This window comes from Sulfurivermis sp. (assembly GCF_059410345.1).
The window spans coordinates 40,537-56,698 of sequence record NZ_JBLJDO010000013.1; the positions used below are offsets into that span (position 1 = coordinate 40,537).

The following is a 16,162-nucleotide window of genomic DNA, read 5'->3' on the forward strand; positions in this document are numbered from 1 at the left end:
TTCAATCACCGTCCGGCAGGGCCATGGCCTGCACGTGGTAGCCGGCATCGACATAGAGCACGTCGCCGCTGATGCCGGAGGCGAGGTCGGAGCAGAGAAAGGCCGCGGCATTGCCCACCTCGTCCAGGGTTACATTGCGGCGCAGCGGCGCGTTGCGTGCGCCATAATCTAGCATCTGGTTGAAGTCGCTGATCCCCTTGGCGGCTGCGGTCTTGATGGGGCCGGCGGAGATGGCATTGACCCGCACCTGCTCCGGGCCGAGCGCCGCGGCCATGTAGCGCACATTGGCCTCCAGGCTGGCCTTGGCCAGGCCCATCACGTTGTAGTGCGGCACGGCGCGGACTGCGCCGAGGTAGCTGACGGTGAGCAGGGCGCTGCCGGGCCGCAGCATGGACCGCGCCGCCTTGGCCAGGGCGACGAAGCTGTAGGAGCTGATGTCATGGGCGATGCGGAACCCTTCGCGGGTGACGTCGTCTATGTAATTGCCCTCCAGCTGGCCGGCCGGGGCGTAGGCCACGGAATGGACGATGATGTCGAGATGATTCCAATAGTCGTCGAGCTGGTTGAACACCTGTTCGATATCGGCGTCGCGGCCGACGTCGCAGTGCAGCGTGATGTCCGAGTCCAGGCCAGCCGCCAGGGTGGCGATGCGTCCCGCCAGCTTTTCGCTTTGATAGGTAAAGGCCAGCTCGGCACCTTCGCGCCGCATTGCCCTGGCGATGCCCCAGGCGATGGAATGGTCGTTGGCCAGGCCGACGATGAGCGCGCGTTTGCCCTGCAGAAAACCCATGGCGAACTCCAGTTGTTAAGGCAGGGAGGCTCGTACTACCATGCGGCCGTTGCCCTGCAACTTGTGGGTTCATCATACAACCGAACCATAACAATGAACCACCGGCGCTCCTCCATGTCGCGGACCCTGTTGCAACAAGTATGACCATGTATCGCCTTGCCTTGCTCCTGTGGTTGCTGTGCGTTGCCGCGCCGGTGCTGGCGGCCCCGGCCCAGGCGCTTGGTTACACACCGGCCTATGCGCCGGGCTTCGCCCACTTTCACTATGTCGACCCCGAGGCGCCCAAAGGCGGCAGCATCAATCTGTCGTCCGTCAGTGGTTTCGACAGCCTCAATCCCTTCACCCTCAAGGGACAGTCCGCGGCCGGCCTCAGCGATCTGATGTTCGAGACCTTGATGGAGGGCAGCCTGGACGAGCCGTTCAGCCAGTACGGCCTACTGGCGGAGGATGTCCAATTGGCGCCGGATCGCCGTTCAGTGACCTATCGTCTCAATCCGCAGGCGCGTTTCTACGACGGCAGTCTGGTGACCGCCGCCGATGTGAAGTTCTCCTTCGAGACCCTGCGTGACAAGGGCCACCCGCAGTATCGCTTCTACTGGGGCGACATCGAGCGGGCGGTGGTGGTGGACGAGCGTACCGTGCGCTTCGATTTCGCGCGCGTCAATCCCGAACTGCACATGATCGCCGGCCAGATACCCATCTTCTCCCGTGCCTGGGTGGGCGAGCGCGACTTCGACCGCATGGCCCTGGTCGAGCCAATCACCAGCGGCCCCTACCGTGTCGAAAGATACGAACTGGGCAAGTACATCACCTTCGTGCGTAACCCCGATTACTGGGCGCGTGATCTCAACGTGCGCCGCGGCATGTACAACTTCGACCGGGTTACCTTCAAGTTCTACCGCGACTTCACCGTGGCGCTGGAGGCGTTCAAGGCTGGCGAATTCGACTTCATCGCCGAATACAACTCCAAGACCTGGGCGCGCGATTACGTCGGCAGCAAGTTCCGTGATGGCCGCATCGTCAAGACTGAGTTGGAGCACCACAATAACGCCGGCATGCAGGGCTTTGTATTCAATCTGCGCCGGCCGTTGTTTCAGGACATCCGCGTGCGCCGCGCCCTGACCCTGGCGCTGGACTTCGAATGGTCCAACCGCCAACTGTTCTATAACCAGTACGCGCGTTGTGACAGTTATTTCAGCAACAGCGAGCTGGCCGCGCGCGGCGTACCCAGCGGTGCCGAATTGGCCCTGCTGGAGCCATTCCGTGAACAGTTGCCGGCGGAGCTGTTCCAGCGGCCCTGGTTGCCGCCCAGCACCGAGCCACCGCATAGCCTGCGCGACAATCTGCGCCAGGCCAAGGCCCTGCTGCTGGAGGCGGGCTGGAGCTATCGCAACGGCGCGCTGCGCAATGCCGCCGGCGAGCCGTTCCACTTCGACATCATGCTGGTGCAGAAGGGCTTCGAGCGCATCGTTGCCCCCTATGCGCGCAATCTGGGCAGGCTGGGCATCACGGTGAGTTACCGCACGGTGGACCCGGCGCTGTACCAGCGGCGCATGGATACCTACGACTACGACATGGTGGTGGCCGGTTTCGGCCAGTCGCAGTCGCCGGGCAACGAACTGCTGGGCATGTTCCATTCCTCGGCGGCGACGCAGGAGGGCACGCGCAACCTGATCGGTATTCAGGACCCGGTGGTGGATGCGCTGGTAGAGCAGGTGATCTATGCCCGCGATCGTGCGGCGCTGGTGAGTGCGGTGCATGCACTGGATCGGGTACTGCTGTGGGGTGAATATCTGGTGCCGCACTGGTATATCGGCACCCATCGTGTCGCCTACTGGGATCGCTTTGGCATGCCGCAGCAATTGCCGCTTTATTACAACGCATCGAGCTGGATGCTGAGCACCTGGTGGAGCAAGGAGGGGCAGCGCTGATGGCCGCCTACATACTCAAACGCCTGTTGCTGATGATCCCCACCCTCATCGGGGTGTTGCTGATCACCTTCATCGTCATTCAGTTTGTGCCCGGCGGGCCGGTGGAGCAACTGGTGGCGCAGCTCAAGGGGCAGGGCATGCAGGGCGAGGCCAGCGCCGGTATCCAAGGCCTGTACCGCGGCGCGCAGGGGCTGGACAGCGAGCGGCTGGCGGAGTTGAAGGCCTATTACGGCTTCGACAAGCCGGCTTGGCAGCGCTTCGTGGAGATGCTGGGCAATTACGTCACCTTCAACCTGGGCGACAGCTATTTTCATCACCAGTCGGTACTAGACCTAGTGCTGTCCAAGCTGCCGGTGTCCATCAGTCTCGGCATGTGGACCTTCTTCCTCACCTATCTCATCTCTGTGCCGCTCGGCGTGGCCAAAGCGGTGCGCGACGGCACGCCGTTTGATATGGCCACCAGCACCTTGATTCTCATCGGCTACTCCATCCCCGGCTTCGTGCTTGGCATCACCCTGCTGGTGCTGTTCGGCGGTGGCAGCTTCTGGGATGTGTTTCCGCTACGTGGCCTTACCTCCGACAACTGGGAGGAGTTGTCGACGGGCGGCAAGGTGCTGGACTATCTCTGGCACATGGTGCTGCCGGTCACCGCCGCGGTGGTGGGCAGCTTTGCGGTGATGACCATGCTGACCAAGAACAGCTTTCTGGAGGAGATCCGCAAGCAATATGTGCTGACCGCGCGCGCCAAGGGCCTGAGTGAGAACGCCGTGCTGTACCGCCATGTGTTCCGCAACGCCATCATTCCACTGATCACCGGCTTCCCCGGCGCCTTCCTGGCGGCCTTCTTCACCGGCAGTCTGCTCATCGAAACTATCTTCTCTCTCGACGGCATCGGCCTGCTGTCCTACGACGCGGTGATGAAGCGCGACTATCCGGTAGTGATGGGTACGCTGTATCTGTTCACCCTGATCGGCCTGGTGGGCAAGCTGCTCACCGACATCTGCTACGTGCTGGTCGACCCACGCATCCAGTTCGAGTCGGTGAAACAATGAGTCAGCTACAGGGCAGCGCAGTGCTCCAGCTCGATGCTGAGTCACGGCCGCCGCGGGTCACCGCCGCGCAGCGTGCTTGGCAGCGCTTCAAGGCCAACCGCCGCGGCTACGTAAGTCTGTGGCTGTTCAGCATTCTGTTCGTGCTCAGCCTGGGCGCCGAGCTGCTGTCCAACGACAAGCCGATCATCGTGAACTACGAGGGTGCCTATTACTTTCCCCTGTTCGTCACCTATCCTGAGACCACCTTCGGCGGCGATTTCGTCACCGAGACCGATTACCTCGATCCGTTCATCCGCGACCAGCTGAGCGCGGGTGACAACTGGGCGCTGTATCCGCCCAATCCCTATCGTTACGACACCATCAATTATTTCGCCCAGGCGCCCAACCCGGCGCCACCGTCGGCGGACAACCTGCTCGGCACCGATGATCGCGGCCGCGACGTGTTGGCCCGCCTGATCTATGGCTTCCGCATTTCGGTGCTGTTCGGCCTGGCGCTGACCGCCATCGGCGTCGCCATCGGCATCCTGGCCGGCGCCATCCAGGGTTACTTCGGTGGCCGCATCGACCTGTTCGCGCAGCGCTTCATGGAGGTTTGGGGCTCGATGCCGGAGCTGTATCTGCTCATCATCTTCGCTTCCATCTTCCAGCCCAGCCTGCTGCTGCTCATCGTGTTGCTCAGCCTGTTCGGCTGGATGGGCCTGGCCGATTATGTGCGTGCCGAATTTCTGCGCGGCCGCAACATGGACTACGTGCGCGCGGCGCGCGCCCTGGGTGTGTCCAACCGCACCATCATGTGGCGCCACCTGTTGCCCAATGCCATGACCCCGGTGATCACCTTCCTGCCGTTTCGTGTCAGCGGCGCGGTGCTGGCGCTGACCAGCCTGGACTTCCTCGGTCTCGGTGTGCCGCCGACCACACCCAGCCTGGGCGAGCTGCTGGCGCAGGGCAAGGACAGTATCGATGCCTGGTGGCTGTCGATGACCACCTTCGTGGTGCTGGTGGGTACCTTGATGCTGCTGATCTTCATCGGAGAGGCGCTGCGTTCGGCGCTGGATACGCGACAGGGCTGATATGGAACCGTTGCTGCAGGTTGACAAGCTCAGCGTCGCCTTCGGCCCTGCCGCGGCGCGGCAGGCCGTGGTGGAGGAGGTGAGCTTCGCCATCCAGCCGGGCGAGAAGCTGGCTCTGGTGGGCGAGTCGGGTTCGGGCAAATCGGTGACGGCGCTGTCTATCCTGCGCCTGCACGAGGCGCCGCGCACCGGCTACGGCGGCAGCATTCGCTTCGCCGGCCGCGAGCTGCTGGGGTTGTCAGAGGCACAGATGCGCCACATCCGCGGCCGCGATATCGCCATGATCTTCCAGGAGCCGATGATCGCCCTCAATCCGCTGCATACCATCGGCCGGCAGATCATCGAGCCCTTGTTGCTGCATGAGGGGCTGGACGGCAGGGCGGCGCGGCAGCGCGCCATCGATTTGCTCGGCCGCGTCGGCATTCCCGATCCGGCACAGCGGCTGGAATCCTTCCCGCACCAGTTGTCCGGTGGCCAGCGCCAGCGCGCCATGATTGCCATGGCCTTGGCCTGCAAGCCGAAACTGCTCATCGCCGATGAGCCGACCACCGCACTGGATGTGACCATCCAGCGTCAGATACTCGATCTGCTGGACGAATTGCAGGGCGAATTCGGCATGGCGGTGCTGCTCATCACCCACGACCTCAATATGGTGCGTCATTTTGCGCGGCGCGTGTGTGTGATGCAGCGCGGCCGTCTGGTCGAACAGGGCGCAGTGGCCGAGCTGTTCGCTGCGCCGCAGCATCCCTATACGCGGCAACTGCTGGCCAGCGAACCGGACGTGCTGCCGGCGGCGGCGGAGCGTGCGGCGCTGGCCGGGCAGGCGCCGCTATTGGCTGCACGTGATCTGTCCTGCCACTTTCCCATCAAGGCCGGTTTCTTCCGCCGCCAGGTGGGGGCCGTGCGGGCGGTGGACGAGGTGCAGCTCGAACTGCGTCCCGGCGAGACGCTGGGCGTGGTGGGTGAATCGGGCTCGGGCAAGTCGACGCTGGGCATGTGCCTGCTGCGTCTGCAGGACTGTCAGGGTGAAATCAGCTTCGAGGCGCAACGGCTGGATAGCTTGCAGCAACGCGCCCTGCGTCCGCTGCGGCGCCAGTTCCAGGTGGTGTTTCAGGATCCGTATTCGTCGTTGTCGCCACGCATGACGGTGGAACAGATCATCGGTGAGGGACTGGCGCTGCACTTCCCCGAGCTGGATGTAGCGGCGCGGCGCGCGCGCATCGTGCAGGTGTTGGAGGAGGTGGGGCTGTCCGCGGACATGCTGCCGCGCTATCCGCACGAGTTTTCCGGTGGCCAGCGCCAGCGCATCGCCATCGCCCGCGCCGTGGTGCTGGAGCCGAAGCTGATCTTGCTGGACGAACCCACCAGCGCGCTGGATGTGTCGGTGCAGAAACAGGTGTTGTCGCTGTTGCGTGATTTGCAGCGCAGGCACCGTATGAGCTATCTGTTCATCTCCCATGACCTTAAGGTGATCCGCGCCATTGCCCATCGCGTCATGGTGATGCGCGACGGCAAGGTGGTGGAGACGGGAGAGACGGAACGGGTGTTCGATGCGCCGCAGCACGAATATACCCAGCGGCTGCTGGCAGCGGCGTTGTTTAAATGACAGCTACGGGTTTCGAGTGTGAAGTTTCACAATCCGAAACCCGTAACTTTTCTTACATATTACCCGACTGGCGGATCACATCCACATACAGGGTCAGCCGCTGGCCCGGGCGCAGTACTTTCTTGCCGTCCAGGTTGTTCCAGCTGATCAGGTTGTCGACGCTGACGCGGAAGCGCTGCGAGATGGCGTGCAGCGAGTCGCCGCTGCGCACGGTATAGCCGATGCGTTGGCGCGTACTGCTGCTGAAGGGGTGGGTGAAGCTGGCGGGGTTGTTGGCGGCCACCACTTCGTCCTTGGCGCCGGCACCGGTCCAGATCACCAACTTGCGGCCCGGCAGCAGTGGGTCACGCGGCGCCATGCCGTTCCAACGCGCCAGTTCGTGCACGCCGACGTCGTGGCGGCGGGCGATACTCCACAGTGAATCGCCGCTCTTGACCTGGTATTCCACGCGGCGGCCTTCACGCGGCTGGTTTTGCGTGGCGATGAGGCGTTGCTCCTCGCTCAGACGGTAGCTGGCCAGGCTCTGGCGTGCCACCGGGATGGTGAGGGTGTCGCCGACGCGGATGGTGTTGCCGCGCAGCTTGTTGACGCTGCGCAGCAGTTCCACCGTGGTGCGGTAGTTCTGGGCGATCTGCAGCAGATTCTCGCCATTTTTGACCTGGTGGCGCTCCCAGCGCACGCGGCGCTGCGGTGGATGGGCGGCGAGACGTTCCTGGAAGCCGGCCACGCGCTCGATGGGCAGCAGCAGGTCGTGTGGCCCGTCCGGATCGGTGGCCCAGCGGTTGAAGCCGGGGTTGTAGAGATAGATTTCTTCCAGCGAAATCTCCGCCAGTTCGGCCGCCAGGGCCAGGTCGATCTGTGAATCCACTGCAACCGTGGTCAGCACCGGCTCATTGGCCACCGGCTCCAGGCTGACGCCGTGGGCATCGGGGTCCAGCACCAGGCGTGAGATGGCGAGTAGCTTGGGCACATAGCCGCGGGTCTCACGCGGCAGGTCCAGCGACCAGAAGTCGGTGGGTTTGCCCTGGGCCTTGTTGCGCGCCACGGCGCGACGTACGGTGCCCTCGCCGGAGTTGTAGGCGGCGATGGCCAGCAGCCACTCGCCGTCGAAGTGATCGCGCAGGTACTCCAGGTAGTCGAGGGCGGCGCGGGTGGAGGCGGCGACATCGCGGCGGCCGTCGTACCACCAGTTCTGCTTCAGGTCGAAGCGCTTGCCGGTACCGGGGATGAATTGCCACAGGCCGGCAGCGCGGCCGTGGGAGTAGGCGAAGGGCTGGAAGGCGCTCTCCACCACCGGCAGCAGTACCAGTTCCATGGGCAGATTGCGTTCCTCTACCGCCTCGACGATGAGGTGCAGATAAGGGGTGGCACGGGTGACGACGCGGTCCAGGTAGCCCTGGTGGCTGGCATACCACTCCAGATCGGCACGGATACCCGGGTGGTCGTGATCAGGCAGGGTCATGCCGGCGCGGATGCGCTCCCAGATGTCCTGCGGCGGTTCGCACAGAGCGCCGGGCAGATCGGGCAGGGACCAGAGTGAGGCCACTACAGTCGGCGCGGATTCCTTCACTGTGGGATTGGCGACCACCGTACCCTGTTCGTTCAGGGGATCGGCGGGGCGGGCCTGCTGTTGCAGACAGCCGGCCAGGACCAGCGGGAGCAGGGAAAGGGACAGAATACGGAGCATTGTTGTTCTCATCCAGGGCGTTGGGTGCAATGGTAGGCCGTGGCCCGGGGTGGGTTCAAGGATTAATCGAGGCTGTCTTTCCACTGCCGTACCGTGGCGAACACGCTGGCGCCGTCGGGCAGGGCATGGCCGGCATGGCGCTCGGCGGCGGCGATGACCTCCGGCATGGCGCTGCGCAGAAAGGGATTGGTCTTCAACTCCTGCAACAGCGGGGCGGGCACGGTGGCCTCGTGGCGGGCGCGGCGGCGCGCCACCTCGTCGATGCGGGCGAGGATATCGGCGTTGTCCGGCTCCACCACCTGGGCGAAGCGCAGGTTGGCCGCAGTGTATTCGTGGGCACAATAGATCAGGGTGGTCTCGGGCAGGGCGGCGATGCGGCTCAGGGAGGCGTGCATCTGCTGCGCTGTGCCCTCGAACAGGCGGCCGCAGCCGGCGGTGAACAGGGTGTCGCCGCAGAACAGGGCGCCGTGGCCGTGATAGCAGACATGGCCACGGGTATGGCCGGGGGTCTCCAGCACGGTGAACTCCAGCCCCAGCGCATCGAGTGTCACGCGGTCGCCATCGGTCACCGGATGGGTCAGGCCGGGGATGCGCTCGCGCGCCGGGCCGTAGACCGGTATGTCATAGCGGGCGGTGAGGTCGCAGACGCCGCCGGTATGGTCGCCGTGATGGTGGGTGACCAGGATGGCGACGGGCTCCAGCCCCTCCTGTATCAGGCGGGCCAGCACCGGCTCGGCGTCGCCCGGGTCGACGATGGCGACGCGGCGGCTGCCGGGCAGTGCGGGCAGCCAGATATAATTGTCGTCAAAGGCGGGAACGTAACGGACATCAAGCATAATGGGCGCATGGTGACAGGAGGGGGGTATCGGGTCAATGTGGGCTAGCCTGAAGCGGCTGTTGCAATCCTATCGCTGCGCCTCCGGCCGCGAGGCGCGCGCTGGCCTGCGGCAGTGGTATGCCACGCCGCTGGGGCGCACCCTGGCCGCCTGCGAACAATCCCGCCTGGATGAAAGCCTCGGCAATCTGTTCGGCTATCACCTGTTGCAGGTGGGCACGCCGCAGGGCGGCGATCTGACCGCGGCCTCCCGGATTTCCCACCGCATGCTCCTCGCCGACCGTGCCACGGACCTGCCGTCGCAGGGCGACAGCGAGGGGTGTATCGGTCTGCCCGAGGCATTGCCGGTCGCCGGCGACAGCATCGATCTGCTGCTGCTGCCCCATGTGCTGGCCTTTGCCGATGACCCGCACCAGGTATTGCGCGAGGCGGAGCGGGTGGTGATCCCCGAGGGGCATGTGGCGGTGCTGGGCTTCAATCCATGGAGTCTGTGGGGCCTGTGCCGGCTGGTGCTGGGCTGGCGGCGCCAAGCGCCGTGGTGCGGGCGCTTCCTGAGTCCCTGGCGGGTCAAGGACTGGCTGTCGCTGCTGGGCTTTGATACGGTGCTGCTGCACCACATGTACTATCGCCCGCCGCTGCGTCATCCGGGACTGCTGGAGCGCCTGTCGTTTCTGGAGCGCTGGGGGCGGCGCGGGTGGCCGATCCTGGGTGGTGGCTACCTGCTGCTGGCGAGGAAACGCGTCGCCACCCTGACACCCATCCGCCCGCGCTGGCGCCCGCGCCGTGCCCTGGTGGCCACCGGCCTGGCCGGACCTACTGTACGAAAGCAGAAACATGACGGAAAGCTGTAACGACACGGTGGAAATCTATACTGACGGCGCCTGCCGCGGTAATCCCGGCCCCGGCGGCTGGGGGGCGCTGTTGCGCTTCAAGGGCAAGGAAAAGCACCTGTACGGCGCCGAAGCGCTGACCACCAACAACCGCATGGAACTGATGGCAGCCATCATGGGGCTGGAGGAGCTGACGCGTGGCTGCAAGGTACGCGTGACCACCGACTCGCAGTACGTGATGAAGGGCATCACCGAGTGGCTGGCCAACTGGCGCCGCCGCGGCTGGAAGACTGCGGACAAGAAGCCGGTGAAGAATGCCGATCTGTGGCAGCGGCTGGACGAGGCCTGCCGGCGCCATCAGGTGGAGTGGGCCTGGGTGCGCGGCCATAACGGCCATCCGGAAAATGAGCTGGCCGACGAGCTGGCCAATCGTGCCATCGATGAAATGCAGGAAAAAGTCTGATGCGACAGATCGTACTGGATACCGAAACCACCGGTCTGGAGCCGGGTGACGGCCACCGTATCATCGAGATCGGCTGTGTCGAACTGATCAACCGCCGCCTCACCGGCAACACCTTTCATCGGTACCTGCAGCCGGACCGCGAGATCGACCCCGGCGCCATCGAGGTACACGGCATCACCAATGAAATGCTGGCCGACAAGCCGCGTTTCGCCGACGTGGCGCGCGCCTTTCTCGACTTCGTCAGCGGCGCCGAACTGATCATCCACAACGCCCCCTTCGACGTGGGGTTTCTCAACCACGAACTGAAGCGGCTGGAGGGGGCGTGGGGGCGTATCGACGAGCACTGCCGTGTGCTCGATACCCTGGCGATGGCACGCCAGCTGCACCCGGGGCAGAAGAACAACCTGGATGCGTTGTGCAAGCGCTACGGCATCGACAACACCCACCGCGAGCTGCACGGCGCGCTGCTCGACGCCGAGATCCTGGCCGATGTCTATCTGGCCATGACCGGCGGCCAGACCACGCTGTCGTTGGGGGGCAGCCAGGCTGGCGGTACCGCGGCGGCCCCGGAGGCCATCCGCCGCCTCAGTGGCCGGCCGGCGTTGCGCGTGGTGCGCGCCAGTGCGGAGGAACTCGCCGCCCATGAGCAACGGCTGCAGGCCATCGACAAGGCCAGCGGCGGCAAGTGCCTGTGGCGTGCGCTCGATGCGCCGGCGCTGGCGGTTCCGGGCGAGTCAGAGTAATCTGCTAGGCAATGGTCGGGCGTAGGTAGAATTCTTAAGAATAAAATGGAGGAGTAACCTCATGGCGCAGGAAATGAAGTCGCGTAGTGATGCAGTATCGCGCTGGGTCAGCTTCCGTCTGGGTAGCGAGACCTACGGTATCGATGTCATGCAGGTGCGGGAAGTGCTGCGTGGCACGGAGATTTCGCCGGTGCCCGGTGCTCCCAGTTATGTGCTTGGCATCATCAACCTGCGCGGCAATGTGGTCAGCATCATCGATACCCGCAGCCGCTTCGGTCTGCCGCCCCATGACATGGATGATGCCTCCCGTATCCTGATCCTGGAGGCGGGCGATCATGCGGTCGGTTTCCTGGTCGACAGCGTGTGTGAGGTGGCGGAACTGCGTGCCTCCGAGATCGAGTCCGCCCCCGATACCGGGGCGGGCGATTCCGCCCGTTTCATCTCCGGTCTGTCCAACCGCAAGGAAGGCCTGCTGATCCTGGTGGATGCCAGCAAATTGCTGTCCGACGAGGAAATGTCCGAGCTGGCGAGCTTCTGATCCGAGCAGCGCGGTAAAAGGGGGCAGCATGACTAAGCATTCCCATTCGGATGATCGCCTGGAGCTGTTGCTGTTCGACCTGAGCGGCAGGCAGCGTTTTGGCATCAATGTGCTCAAGGTCAAGGAGATCATCCCCTGTCCCAGCCTGACCCATTTGCCCCAGGCCCATGCCGCAGTGAAGGGTGTGGCGCATTTGCGCGGGGCGCCGGTGACGGTGATCGAACTGGCCCGCGCCATCGGCCGCGGTCAGGTGCAGAAGGACGGGGCATGTGACGGCTCCATCATCATCACTGAATTCAATCGCAGCATGCAGGGCTTTCTGGTGCACAAGGTCGACCGTATCGTGCACTGCGACTGGAAGAAGGTATTGCCGCCGCCAGTGGGTACCGGTGTCGGCAGCTACATTACCGGTGTTACCGATGTGGACGGTGAGCTGGTGCAGATACTGGATGTCGAGAAGGTCATCGGCGAGGTCATCGAGCCGGTGGAGGCATCGGGTGATGTGCAACTGGCGGAAGGGGAGCGCGCACGTCTGCAAGGCCGCCGCGTGATGGTCGTCGATGACTCGGTGGTGGCGCGCCACCAGACGGCAAACACCCTGGAACCGCTCGGTATGGAATGCCTGATGGTGCGCGACGGCAAGGAGGCCTTGGATGCGCTGAAGGCGCTGGCCCGTGATGGCACCCTGGTGGATATAGTGCTGTCCGATATCGAAATGCCGGAGATGGACGGCTATACGCTGACGCGTGAAATACGCAACGATCCTACGTTGCAACATCTGTACGTGCTTTTGCACACCTCGCTCAACGGTGCCATCAATACGGAGAAGGCGCAGAAGGCCGGCGCCAATGATGTGCTCACCAAATTCGTTCCCATCGATCTCGCCCACGCCGTGGCGCGCGCCTTGTGCGCGTGAGGATTTGCAGTATGCTCATGCGGTCACTTTATGTGCCGGTACTGCTGCTGTTGTTGCTACTGGCTGGCTGCTCACGTCCCGCACTGTATGAGGCCAAGGTCTATGTGTTCGGCACCCTGGCCGATATTTCGGTGTGGGGGGCGGACGAGAAAGCCGCTCGTGCTGCCGTCGATGCCGTGGCGGCAGACTTCCAGCGCATGCATCACGAGTGGCATGCCTGGGAACCGGGGCCGCTGGTCGAGCTGAATGCCGCTATCGCTGCCGGCCAGTCCGCGCCGGTGCCATCTTCCATCGTTCCCCTGATCGAGCGTTCGCAGGAGATCTACCTCCGCAGCGAAGGTTTGTTCAATGCCGGCATCGGCCGGCTGCTCAATCTGTGGGGCTTCCAGAGCAGCGAGCGCCCCAGTGGTCCGCCGCCGTCGCGCGAGGCCATTGCCGCCTTGCTGGCAGAGAATCCGGCCATGACCGATCTGGAATTGAAAGACGGTGTGCTGCGCTCGACGAATCCTGCCGTGCAACTGGATTTTGGCGGCATAGCCAAGGGCTATGCGGTGGAACTGGCGCTGGCGCGCCTGCGCAGTTTTGGCATCGACAACGCCATCGTCAATGCGGGCGGCGGTCTGGGCGTCATCGGTCGCCATGGTGATCGTCCGTGGCGTGTCGGCGTGCGTCATCCGCAGGGGCAGGGGGTGTTGGCCTCACTGGAGGTGCGTGACGGCGAACATGTACATACCTCGGGCAACTACGAGCGCTTCCGCGAGCATGAGGGCCTGCGCTATGCCCACATCCTCGACCCGCGTACCGGTTGGCCGGTGGACAGCATTACCTCCTGTACCGTGATTAGTCGGGATGGCACCCTGGCCGATGCCGCCGCCACCGCGCTAGTCATCGCCGGCCGTGACGACTGGCACCGCCTGGCCGTGAAGATGGGGATCAAGTACGTGATGCTGGTGGGTGAGGACGGTACGATCTACATGAATCCAGCCATGGCCGCACGTGTGCAGTTTGGCGAGGCCACGCCGCCCATCGTGCTCAGTGCGGAGTTGTAGTGCTTACGGGCTGATACTGAGCACATAGCTGGCGATGGTGGCCAGCGGCAGGACGTAAAAGTAGGCCTGCATCAAGCGGCGGATGAGGGGATGGGCGTTTTTCAGCTCCATGAAGTGATCGATGACCACCCTTCCCTTAATCGCCATGGTGATGACCACCACGGTCAGCAGCAGATAACCCGGTTCGGCGGTTTCCCCCAGTAACGATCCACCCAGCGTCAGCGCAACCAGCAGCAACCAGAGTGCGGTGACGGTCTGTTTATGTGTCATCGCCGTTCGCCCTCAGCGCAACAAGTACAACAGCGGGAAAATGATCAGCCACACCAGATCGGTTGCATGCCAGTAGGATGCAAACGATTCCAGTCCCTCGTGGCTGGCCGGGGTGTACGTACCGCCATGGGTACGGAAGATCACCCAGCACAGACCGATCATGCCCCAACCCACATGCACCATGTGGGTCAGGGTCAGATAGTAGTAAACGGTAAAGAAGGCTCCGTTTCCGACGCTGACACCGTGCGCCATGTTCCAGCCAAACTCGAAATACTTGGTCACCATATAGCCGGCGGCCGCCAGCATCACCAGATATAGCCAGCGCACACTGAGGGCAGGACGGTTCTGCCGGATGGCTATAACAGCGTTCACTACGAAGTAACTGCCGGAAATCATCAGCAGGGTGTTCAGGGTGCCGGCGTGGAGGTTGAGTTGTTGCGGGCCGGTGCTGAACTCTTGGGGAAAGACGACACGGGCGGTGAAATATACCGCGAACAACACCGCAAACTCAGTCATTTCGCACAATATTCCTGCCCACATCCCCTTGTTGCCGGGAATATGCCCTGCGGCGGGAAGTTGCTCGCTGCTGGCTAGGCTCATGGGCGGAACGCAATCCAGGTCATCATGGGGCCGGAGCCTACAGCAACGGCGGCGGGTATGCCTTGTGCTGCATCAAGCCGCCGGGCTCATCCACAAAGAGCCAATGGATTTGCCGCGGAGGGACCGGAGACGGGGGCCCGTAGAACGGGCCTGGCTGTTCTCCGTGTCCGCCGTGGTGGGAGTTGGCGTTAGCGGCGCTTGGACCAGAATTGGGCAGCGAGCTGCTGCAGGCTCTGGGCGAGGTGGGCCACATTCTGTGCTGCTTGCTCGCTCTGTGCGCCGGTGTCGGCGTTGGCGTCGGAGATCTGACGGATGGAGATGACGTTGCGATTGATCTCCTCACCCACGGCGCTTTGCTCCTCCACAGCGGTGGCGATCTGCGTGCTCATGTCGGTGATCACGCTGACGCTGCGGGTGATGCTCTCCAGCGAGGCCGCGGCATGGCGCGCCTGTTCGACACTGCTGTCGGCCTGTTCACGGCTCAGGTTCATCACCTTCACCGCCGAGCGGGCGCCTTCCTGCAGTTTTTCGATCATCGACTGGATTTCCTGCGTCGACTGCTGCGTGCGTGAGGCGAGGGTGCGTACCTCGTCGGCGACCACGGCGAAACCGCGGCCCTGCTCGCCGGCGCGTGCGGCCTCGATGGCGGCATTGAGCGCCAGCAGGTTGGTCTGTTCGGCGATGCCGCGGATCACATCCAGCACCGAGGTGATCTCGCTGCTGCGCGCCTCCAGCTGCTGGATCACGCCGGAGGCCTTCTCCACTTCCGCCGCCAGACGGCCAATGGCATTGCTGGTATCGGCCACCACCTGCCGTCCCTGACGTGCCTCACCATCGGCCTTGTCGGCCGCATCGGCGGTATTTTGCGCGTTGCGCGCCACTTCCTGCACGCTGGCCGACATCTCGGTGATGGCGGTGGCCACCTGATCGGTCTCGCTCTGCTGCTGACGGATGCCGGCGCTGCTTTGCTCCACGGCCGCCACCAGATCGTCGGCCGTGCCGGACAGCTGGCGCGAGGCATCGGCGATGCGGCCCACCACGGCGCCGGCCTCGGCCTCCAGCATCTTCATGGCGAACATGATTTCGCCGGCCTCATCCATGCGATCGGTATAGAGCAATTGACCCACCGGATTTCTGGCGATGGTGCGGGCATGGGCCACCACATTGCACATGGGGGAAAGGGCGATCATGCCCAGCAGGCCGCCGACGGCGAGCGTCACGCCGCCGACGATGGCGGCACTGAGCAGGGACAAATCGCCGAAGGCCGCCGCCGCGGCGATGCCGGTGCCGACGCCCAGGGCGACGGCGCCGACGGCCTTGGTCTTGATCCCCAGGCGCGGCATACGCAGCGCCAGCGGCGTGCGGCCGGCATTCAATTCGGCATAAAGCTTCTCGGCCTTCTGCACCAGCTCGCGTTTAGGCTTGGTGCGCACCGACTGATACTCCACCACCTGGCCGTTGTGCAGGATCGGTGTGACATAGGCGCTGACCCAGTAGTGGTCGCCGTTCTTGCAGCGGTTCTTCACCATGCCCATCCAGGAGCGACCGGCCTTGATGGTGTTCCACAGATCCTCGAAGGCGGCCGGTGGCATCTCCGGGTGGCGCACGATGTTATGGTTCTTGTGCATCAGCTCATCGACGGTGAAACCGCTGATGGCGATGAAGTCGTCATTGACGTAGGTGATGGCGCCTTTCAGATCCGTGGTGGAGAGGATGTTGGCGCTCTCGGCGTAATTCACTTCATTGCCGGTGATGGGAAAGTTTTTCTTCATACGTAAGTAC

The 16,162-nt window shown here is 63.8% G+C and carries 16 protein-coding genes; 10 read left to right on the forward strand and 6 right to left on the reverse strand.

Translation table 11 applies throughout. The annotated features are described in order from the left end of the window. Nucleotide 1 precedes the first annotated feature (1 nt). Nucleotides 2–790: an enoyl-ACP reductase FabI gene (locus tag ACMV8A_RS10945; protein WP_495325820.1), complete on the reverse strand. Its 789-nt coding sequence runs from the start codon at nt 788–790 to the stop codon at nt 2–4. A 140-nt stretch (nt 791–930) separates the two neighbouring features. On the opposite strand from ACMV8A_RS10945, the gene ACMV8A_RS10950 reads away from it, so the two are divergent. Genes ACMV8A_RS10950 through ACMV8A_RS10965 form a run of 4 tightly spaced genes read left to right on the forward strand, consistent with a single transcriptional unit; the run spans nt 931 to nt 6,449 of the window. Continuing rightward, nucleotides 931–2,721: an extracellular solute-binding protein gene (locus ACMV8A_RS10950; protein WP_495325821.1), complete on the forward strand. Its 1,791-nt coding sequence runs from the start codon at nt 931–933 to the stop codon at nt 2,719–2,721. After that, nucleotides 2,721–3,773, forward strand: a complete 1,053-nt coding sequence (locus ACMV8A_RS10955; protein WP_495325822.1) for a microcin C ABC transporter permease YejB — start codon at nt 2,721–2,723, stop codon at nt 3,771–3,773. Before ACMV8A_RS10950 ends, ACMV8A_RS10955 begins: the two co-directional genes overlap by 1 nt. Beyond that, complete coding sequence (locus ACMV8A_RS10960) at nt 3,770–4,843, forward strand: ABC transporter permease (protein ID WP_495325823.1); 1,074 nt, start codon at nt 3,770–3,772, stop codon at nt 4,841–4,843. The genes ACMV8A_RS10955 and ACMV8A_RS10960 overlap by 4 nt, the downstream gene beginning before the upstream one ends. A gap of 1 nt (nt 4,844) precedes the next feature. Then, on the forward strand, nt 4,845–6,449 hold the full coding sequence (locus tag ACMV8A_RS10965; protein ID WP_495325824.1) for an ABC transporter ATP-binding protein: 1,605 nt from the start codon (nt 4,845–4,847) through the stop codon (nt 6,447–6,449). A gap of 52 nt (nt 6,450–6,501) precedes the next feature. Here ACMV8A_RS10965 and ACMV8A_RS10970 read toward each other — a convergent pair whose 3' ends face one another. After that, complete coding sequence (locus ACMV8A_RS10970) at nt 6,502–8,136, reverse strand: lytic transglycosylase (RefSeq protein WP_495325825.1); 1,635 nt, start codon at nt 8,134–8,136, stop codon at nt 6,502–6,504. A gap of 62 nt (nt 8,137–8,198) precedes the next feature. Then, nucleotides 8,199–8,972 (reverse strand): hydroxyacylglutathione hydrolase, encoded by a 774-nt coding sequence (gene gloB, locus ACMV8A_RS10975; protein WP_495325827.1) that lies wholly within the window; start codon nt 8,970–8,972, stop codon nt 8,199–8,201. A 37-nt stretch (nt 8,973–9,009) separates the two neighbouring features. Here gloB and ACMV8A_RS10980 point away from each other — a divergent pair, with 37 nt between their 5' ends. From ACMV8A_RS10980 to ACMV8A_RS11005, 6 genes are all read left to right on the forward strand, one after another. Beyond that, nucleotides 9,010–9,822 carry a methyltransferase domain-containing protein gene (locus ACMV8A_RS10980; protein WP_495325829.1) on the forward strand — a complete coding sequence of 271 codons (813 nt, stop codon included), beginning with the start codon at nt 9,010–9,012 and terminating at the stop codon, nt 9,820–9,822. Then, nucleotides 9,806–10,264, forward strand: a complete 459-nt coding sequence (gene rnhA / locus ACMV8A_RS10985; protein WP_495325830.1) for a ribonuclease HI — start codon at nt 9,806–9,808, stop codon at nt 10,262–10,264. Before ACMV8A_RS10980 ends, rnhA begins: the two co-directional genes overlap by 17 nt. Next, nucleotides 10,264–11,007: a DNA polymerase III subunit epsilon gene (gene dnaQ, locus ACMV8A_RS10990; protein WP_495325831.1), complete on the forward strand. Its 744-nt coding sequence runs from the start codon at nt 10,264–10,266 to the stop codon at nt 11,005–11,007. Before rnhA ends, dnaQ begins: the two co-directional genes overlap by 1 nt. 61 nt (nt 11,008–11,068) lie before the next feature. Further along, the gene (locus tag ACMV8A_RS10995; protein ID WP_495325832.1) at nt 11,069–11,545 is read left to right on the forward strand and encodes a chemotaxis protein CheW; all 477 of its coding nucleotides are present in this window, start codon (nt 11,069–11,071) and stop codon (nt 11,543–11,545) included. 28 nt (nt 11,546–11,573) lie between these two features. Beyond that, the gene (locus tag ACMV8A_RS11000; protein ID WP_495325834.1) at nt 11,574–12,461 is read left to right on the forward strand and encodes a chemotaxis protein; all 888 of its coding nucleotides are present in this window, start codon (nt 11,574–11,576) and stop codon (nt 12,459–12,461) included. A gap of 17 nt (nt 12,462–12,478) precedes the next feature. Then, nucleotides 12,479–13,510, forward strand: a complete 1,032-nt coding sequence (locus tag ACMV8A_RS11005) for an FAD:protein FMN transferase (RefSeq protein WP_495325836.1) — start codon at nt 12,479–12,481, stop codon at nt 13,508–13,510. Between the two features lie 3 nt (nt 13,511–13,513). Here ACMV8A_RS11005 and ACMV8A_RS11010 read toward each other — a convergent pair whose 3' ends face one another. The 3 genes from ACMV8A_RS11010 to ACMV8A_RS11020 all read right to left on the reverse strand — a co-directional run bounded on the left by ACMV8A_RS11010 (nt 13,514) and on the right by ACMV8A_RS11020 (nt 16,152). Further along, nucleotides 13,514–13,780 carry a cytochrome C oxidase subunit IV family protein gene (locus ACMV8A_RS11010; RefSeq protein WP_495325838.1) on the reverse strand — a complete coding sequence of 89 codons (267 nt, stop codon included), beginning with the start codon at nt 13,778–13,780 and terminating at the stop codon, nt 13,514–13,516. A 12-nt stretch (nt 13,781–13,792) separates the two neighbouring features. Then, entirely contained in the window at nt 13,793–14,380 is a 588-nt protein-coding gene (locus ACMV8A_RS11015; protein WP_495325839.1) for a cytochrome c oxidase subunit 3 family protein, read from the reverse strand. A 188-nt stretch (nt 14,381–14,568) separates the two neighbouring features. Continuing rightward, nucleotides 14,569–16,152 carry a methyl-accepting chemotaxis protein gene (locus ACMV8A_RS11020; RefSeq protein ID WP_495325840.1) on the reverse strand — a complete coding sequence of 528 codons (1,584 nt, stop codon included), beginning with the start codon at nt 16,150–16,152 and terminating at the stop codon, nt 14,569–14,571. Between the last annotated feature and the right edge of the window lie 10 nt (nt 16,153–16,162).

Coding starts and splice junctions, on each gene's coding strand:
- ACMV8A_RS10980 (WP_495325829.1), top strand. CDS start 9,010: ATGTGGGCTAGCCTGAAGCGGCTGTTGCAATCCTATCGCTGCGCCTCC.
- ACMV8A_RS10945 (WP_495325820.1), bottom strand. CDS start 790: ATGGGTTTTCTGCAGGGCAAACGCGCGCTCATCGTCGGCCTGGCCAAC.
- ACMV8A_RS11015 (WP_495325839.1), bottom strand. CDS start 14,380: ATGAGCCTAGCCAGCAGCGAGCAACTTCCCGCCGCAGGGCATATTCCC.
- dnaQ (WP_495325831.1), top strand. CDS start 10,264: ATGCGACAGATCGTACTGGATACCGAAACCACCGGTCTGGAGCCGGGT.
- gloB (WP_495325827.1), bottom strand. CDS start 8,972: ATGCTTGATGTCCGTTACGTTCCCGCCTTTGACGACAATTATATCTGG.
- ACMV8A_RS10960 (WP_495325823.1), top strand. CDS start 3,770: ATGAGTCAGCTACAGGGCAGCGCAGTGCTCCAGCTCGATGCTGAGTCA.
- ACMV8A_RS10950 (WP_495325821.1), top strand. CDS start 931: ATGACCATGTATCGCCTTGCCTTGCTCCTGTGGTTGCTGTGCGTTGCC.
- ACMV8A_RS11005 (WP_495325836.1), top strand. CDS start 12,479: ATGCGGTCACTTTATGTGCCGGTACTGCTGCTGTTGTTGCTACTGGCT.
- ACMV8A_RS10965 (WP_495325824.1), top strand. CDS start 4,845: ATGGAACCGTTGCTGCAGGTTGACAAGCTCAGCGTCGCCTTCGGCCCT.
- ACMV8A_RS10995 (WP_495325832.1), top strand. CDS start 11,069: ATGGCGCAGGAAATGAAGTCGCGTAGTGATGCAGTATCGCGCTGGGTC.
- ACMV8A_RS11020 (WP_495325840.1), bottom strand. CDS start 16,152: ATGAAGAAAAACTTTCCCATCACCGGCAATGAAGTGAATTACGCCGAG.
- ACMV8A_RS10970 (WP_495325825.1), bottom strand. CDS start 8,136: ATGCTCCGTATTCTGTCCCTTTCCCTGCTCCCGCTGGTCCTGGCCGGC.
- ACMV8A_RS11000 (WP_495325834.1), top strand. CDS start 11,574: ATGACTAAGCATTCCCATTCGGATGATCGCCTGGAGCTGTTGCTGTTC.
- rnhA (WP_495325830.1), top strand. CDS start 9,806: ATGACGGAAAGCTGTAACGACACGGTGGAAATCTATACTGACGGCGCC.
- ACMV8A_RS10955 (WP_495325822.1), top strand. CDS start 2,721: ATGGCCGCCTACATACTCAAACGCCTGTTGCTGATGATCCCCACCCTC.
- ACMV8A_RS11010 (WP_495325838.1), bottom strand. CDS start 13,780: ATGACACATAAACAGACCGTCACCGCACTCTGGTTGCTGCTGGTTGCG.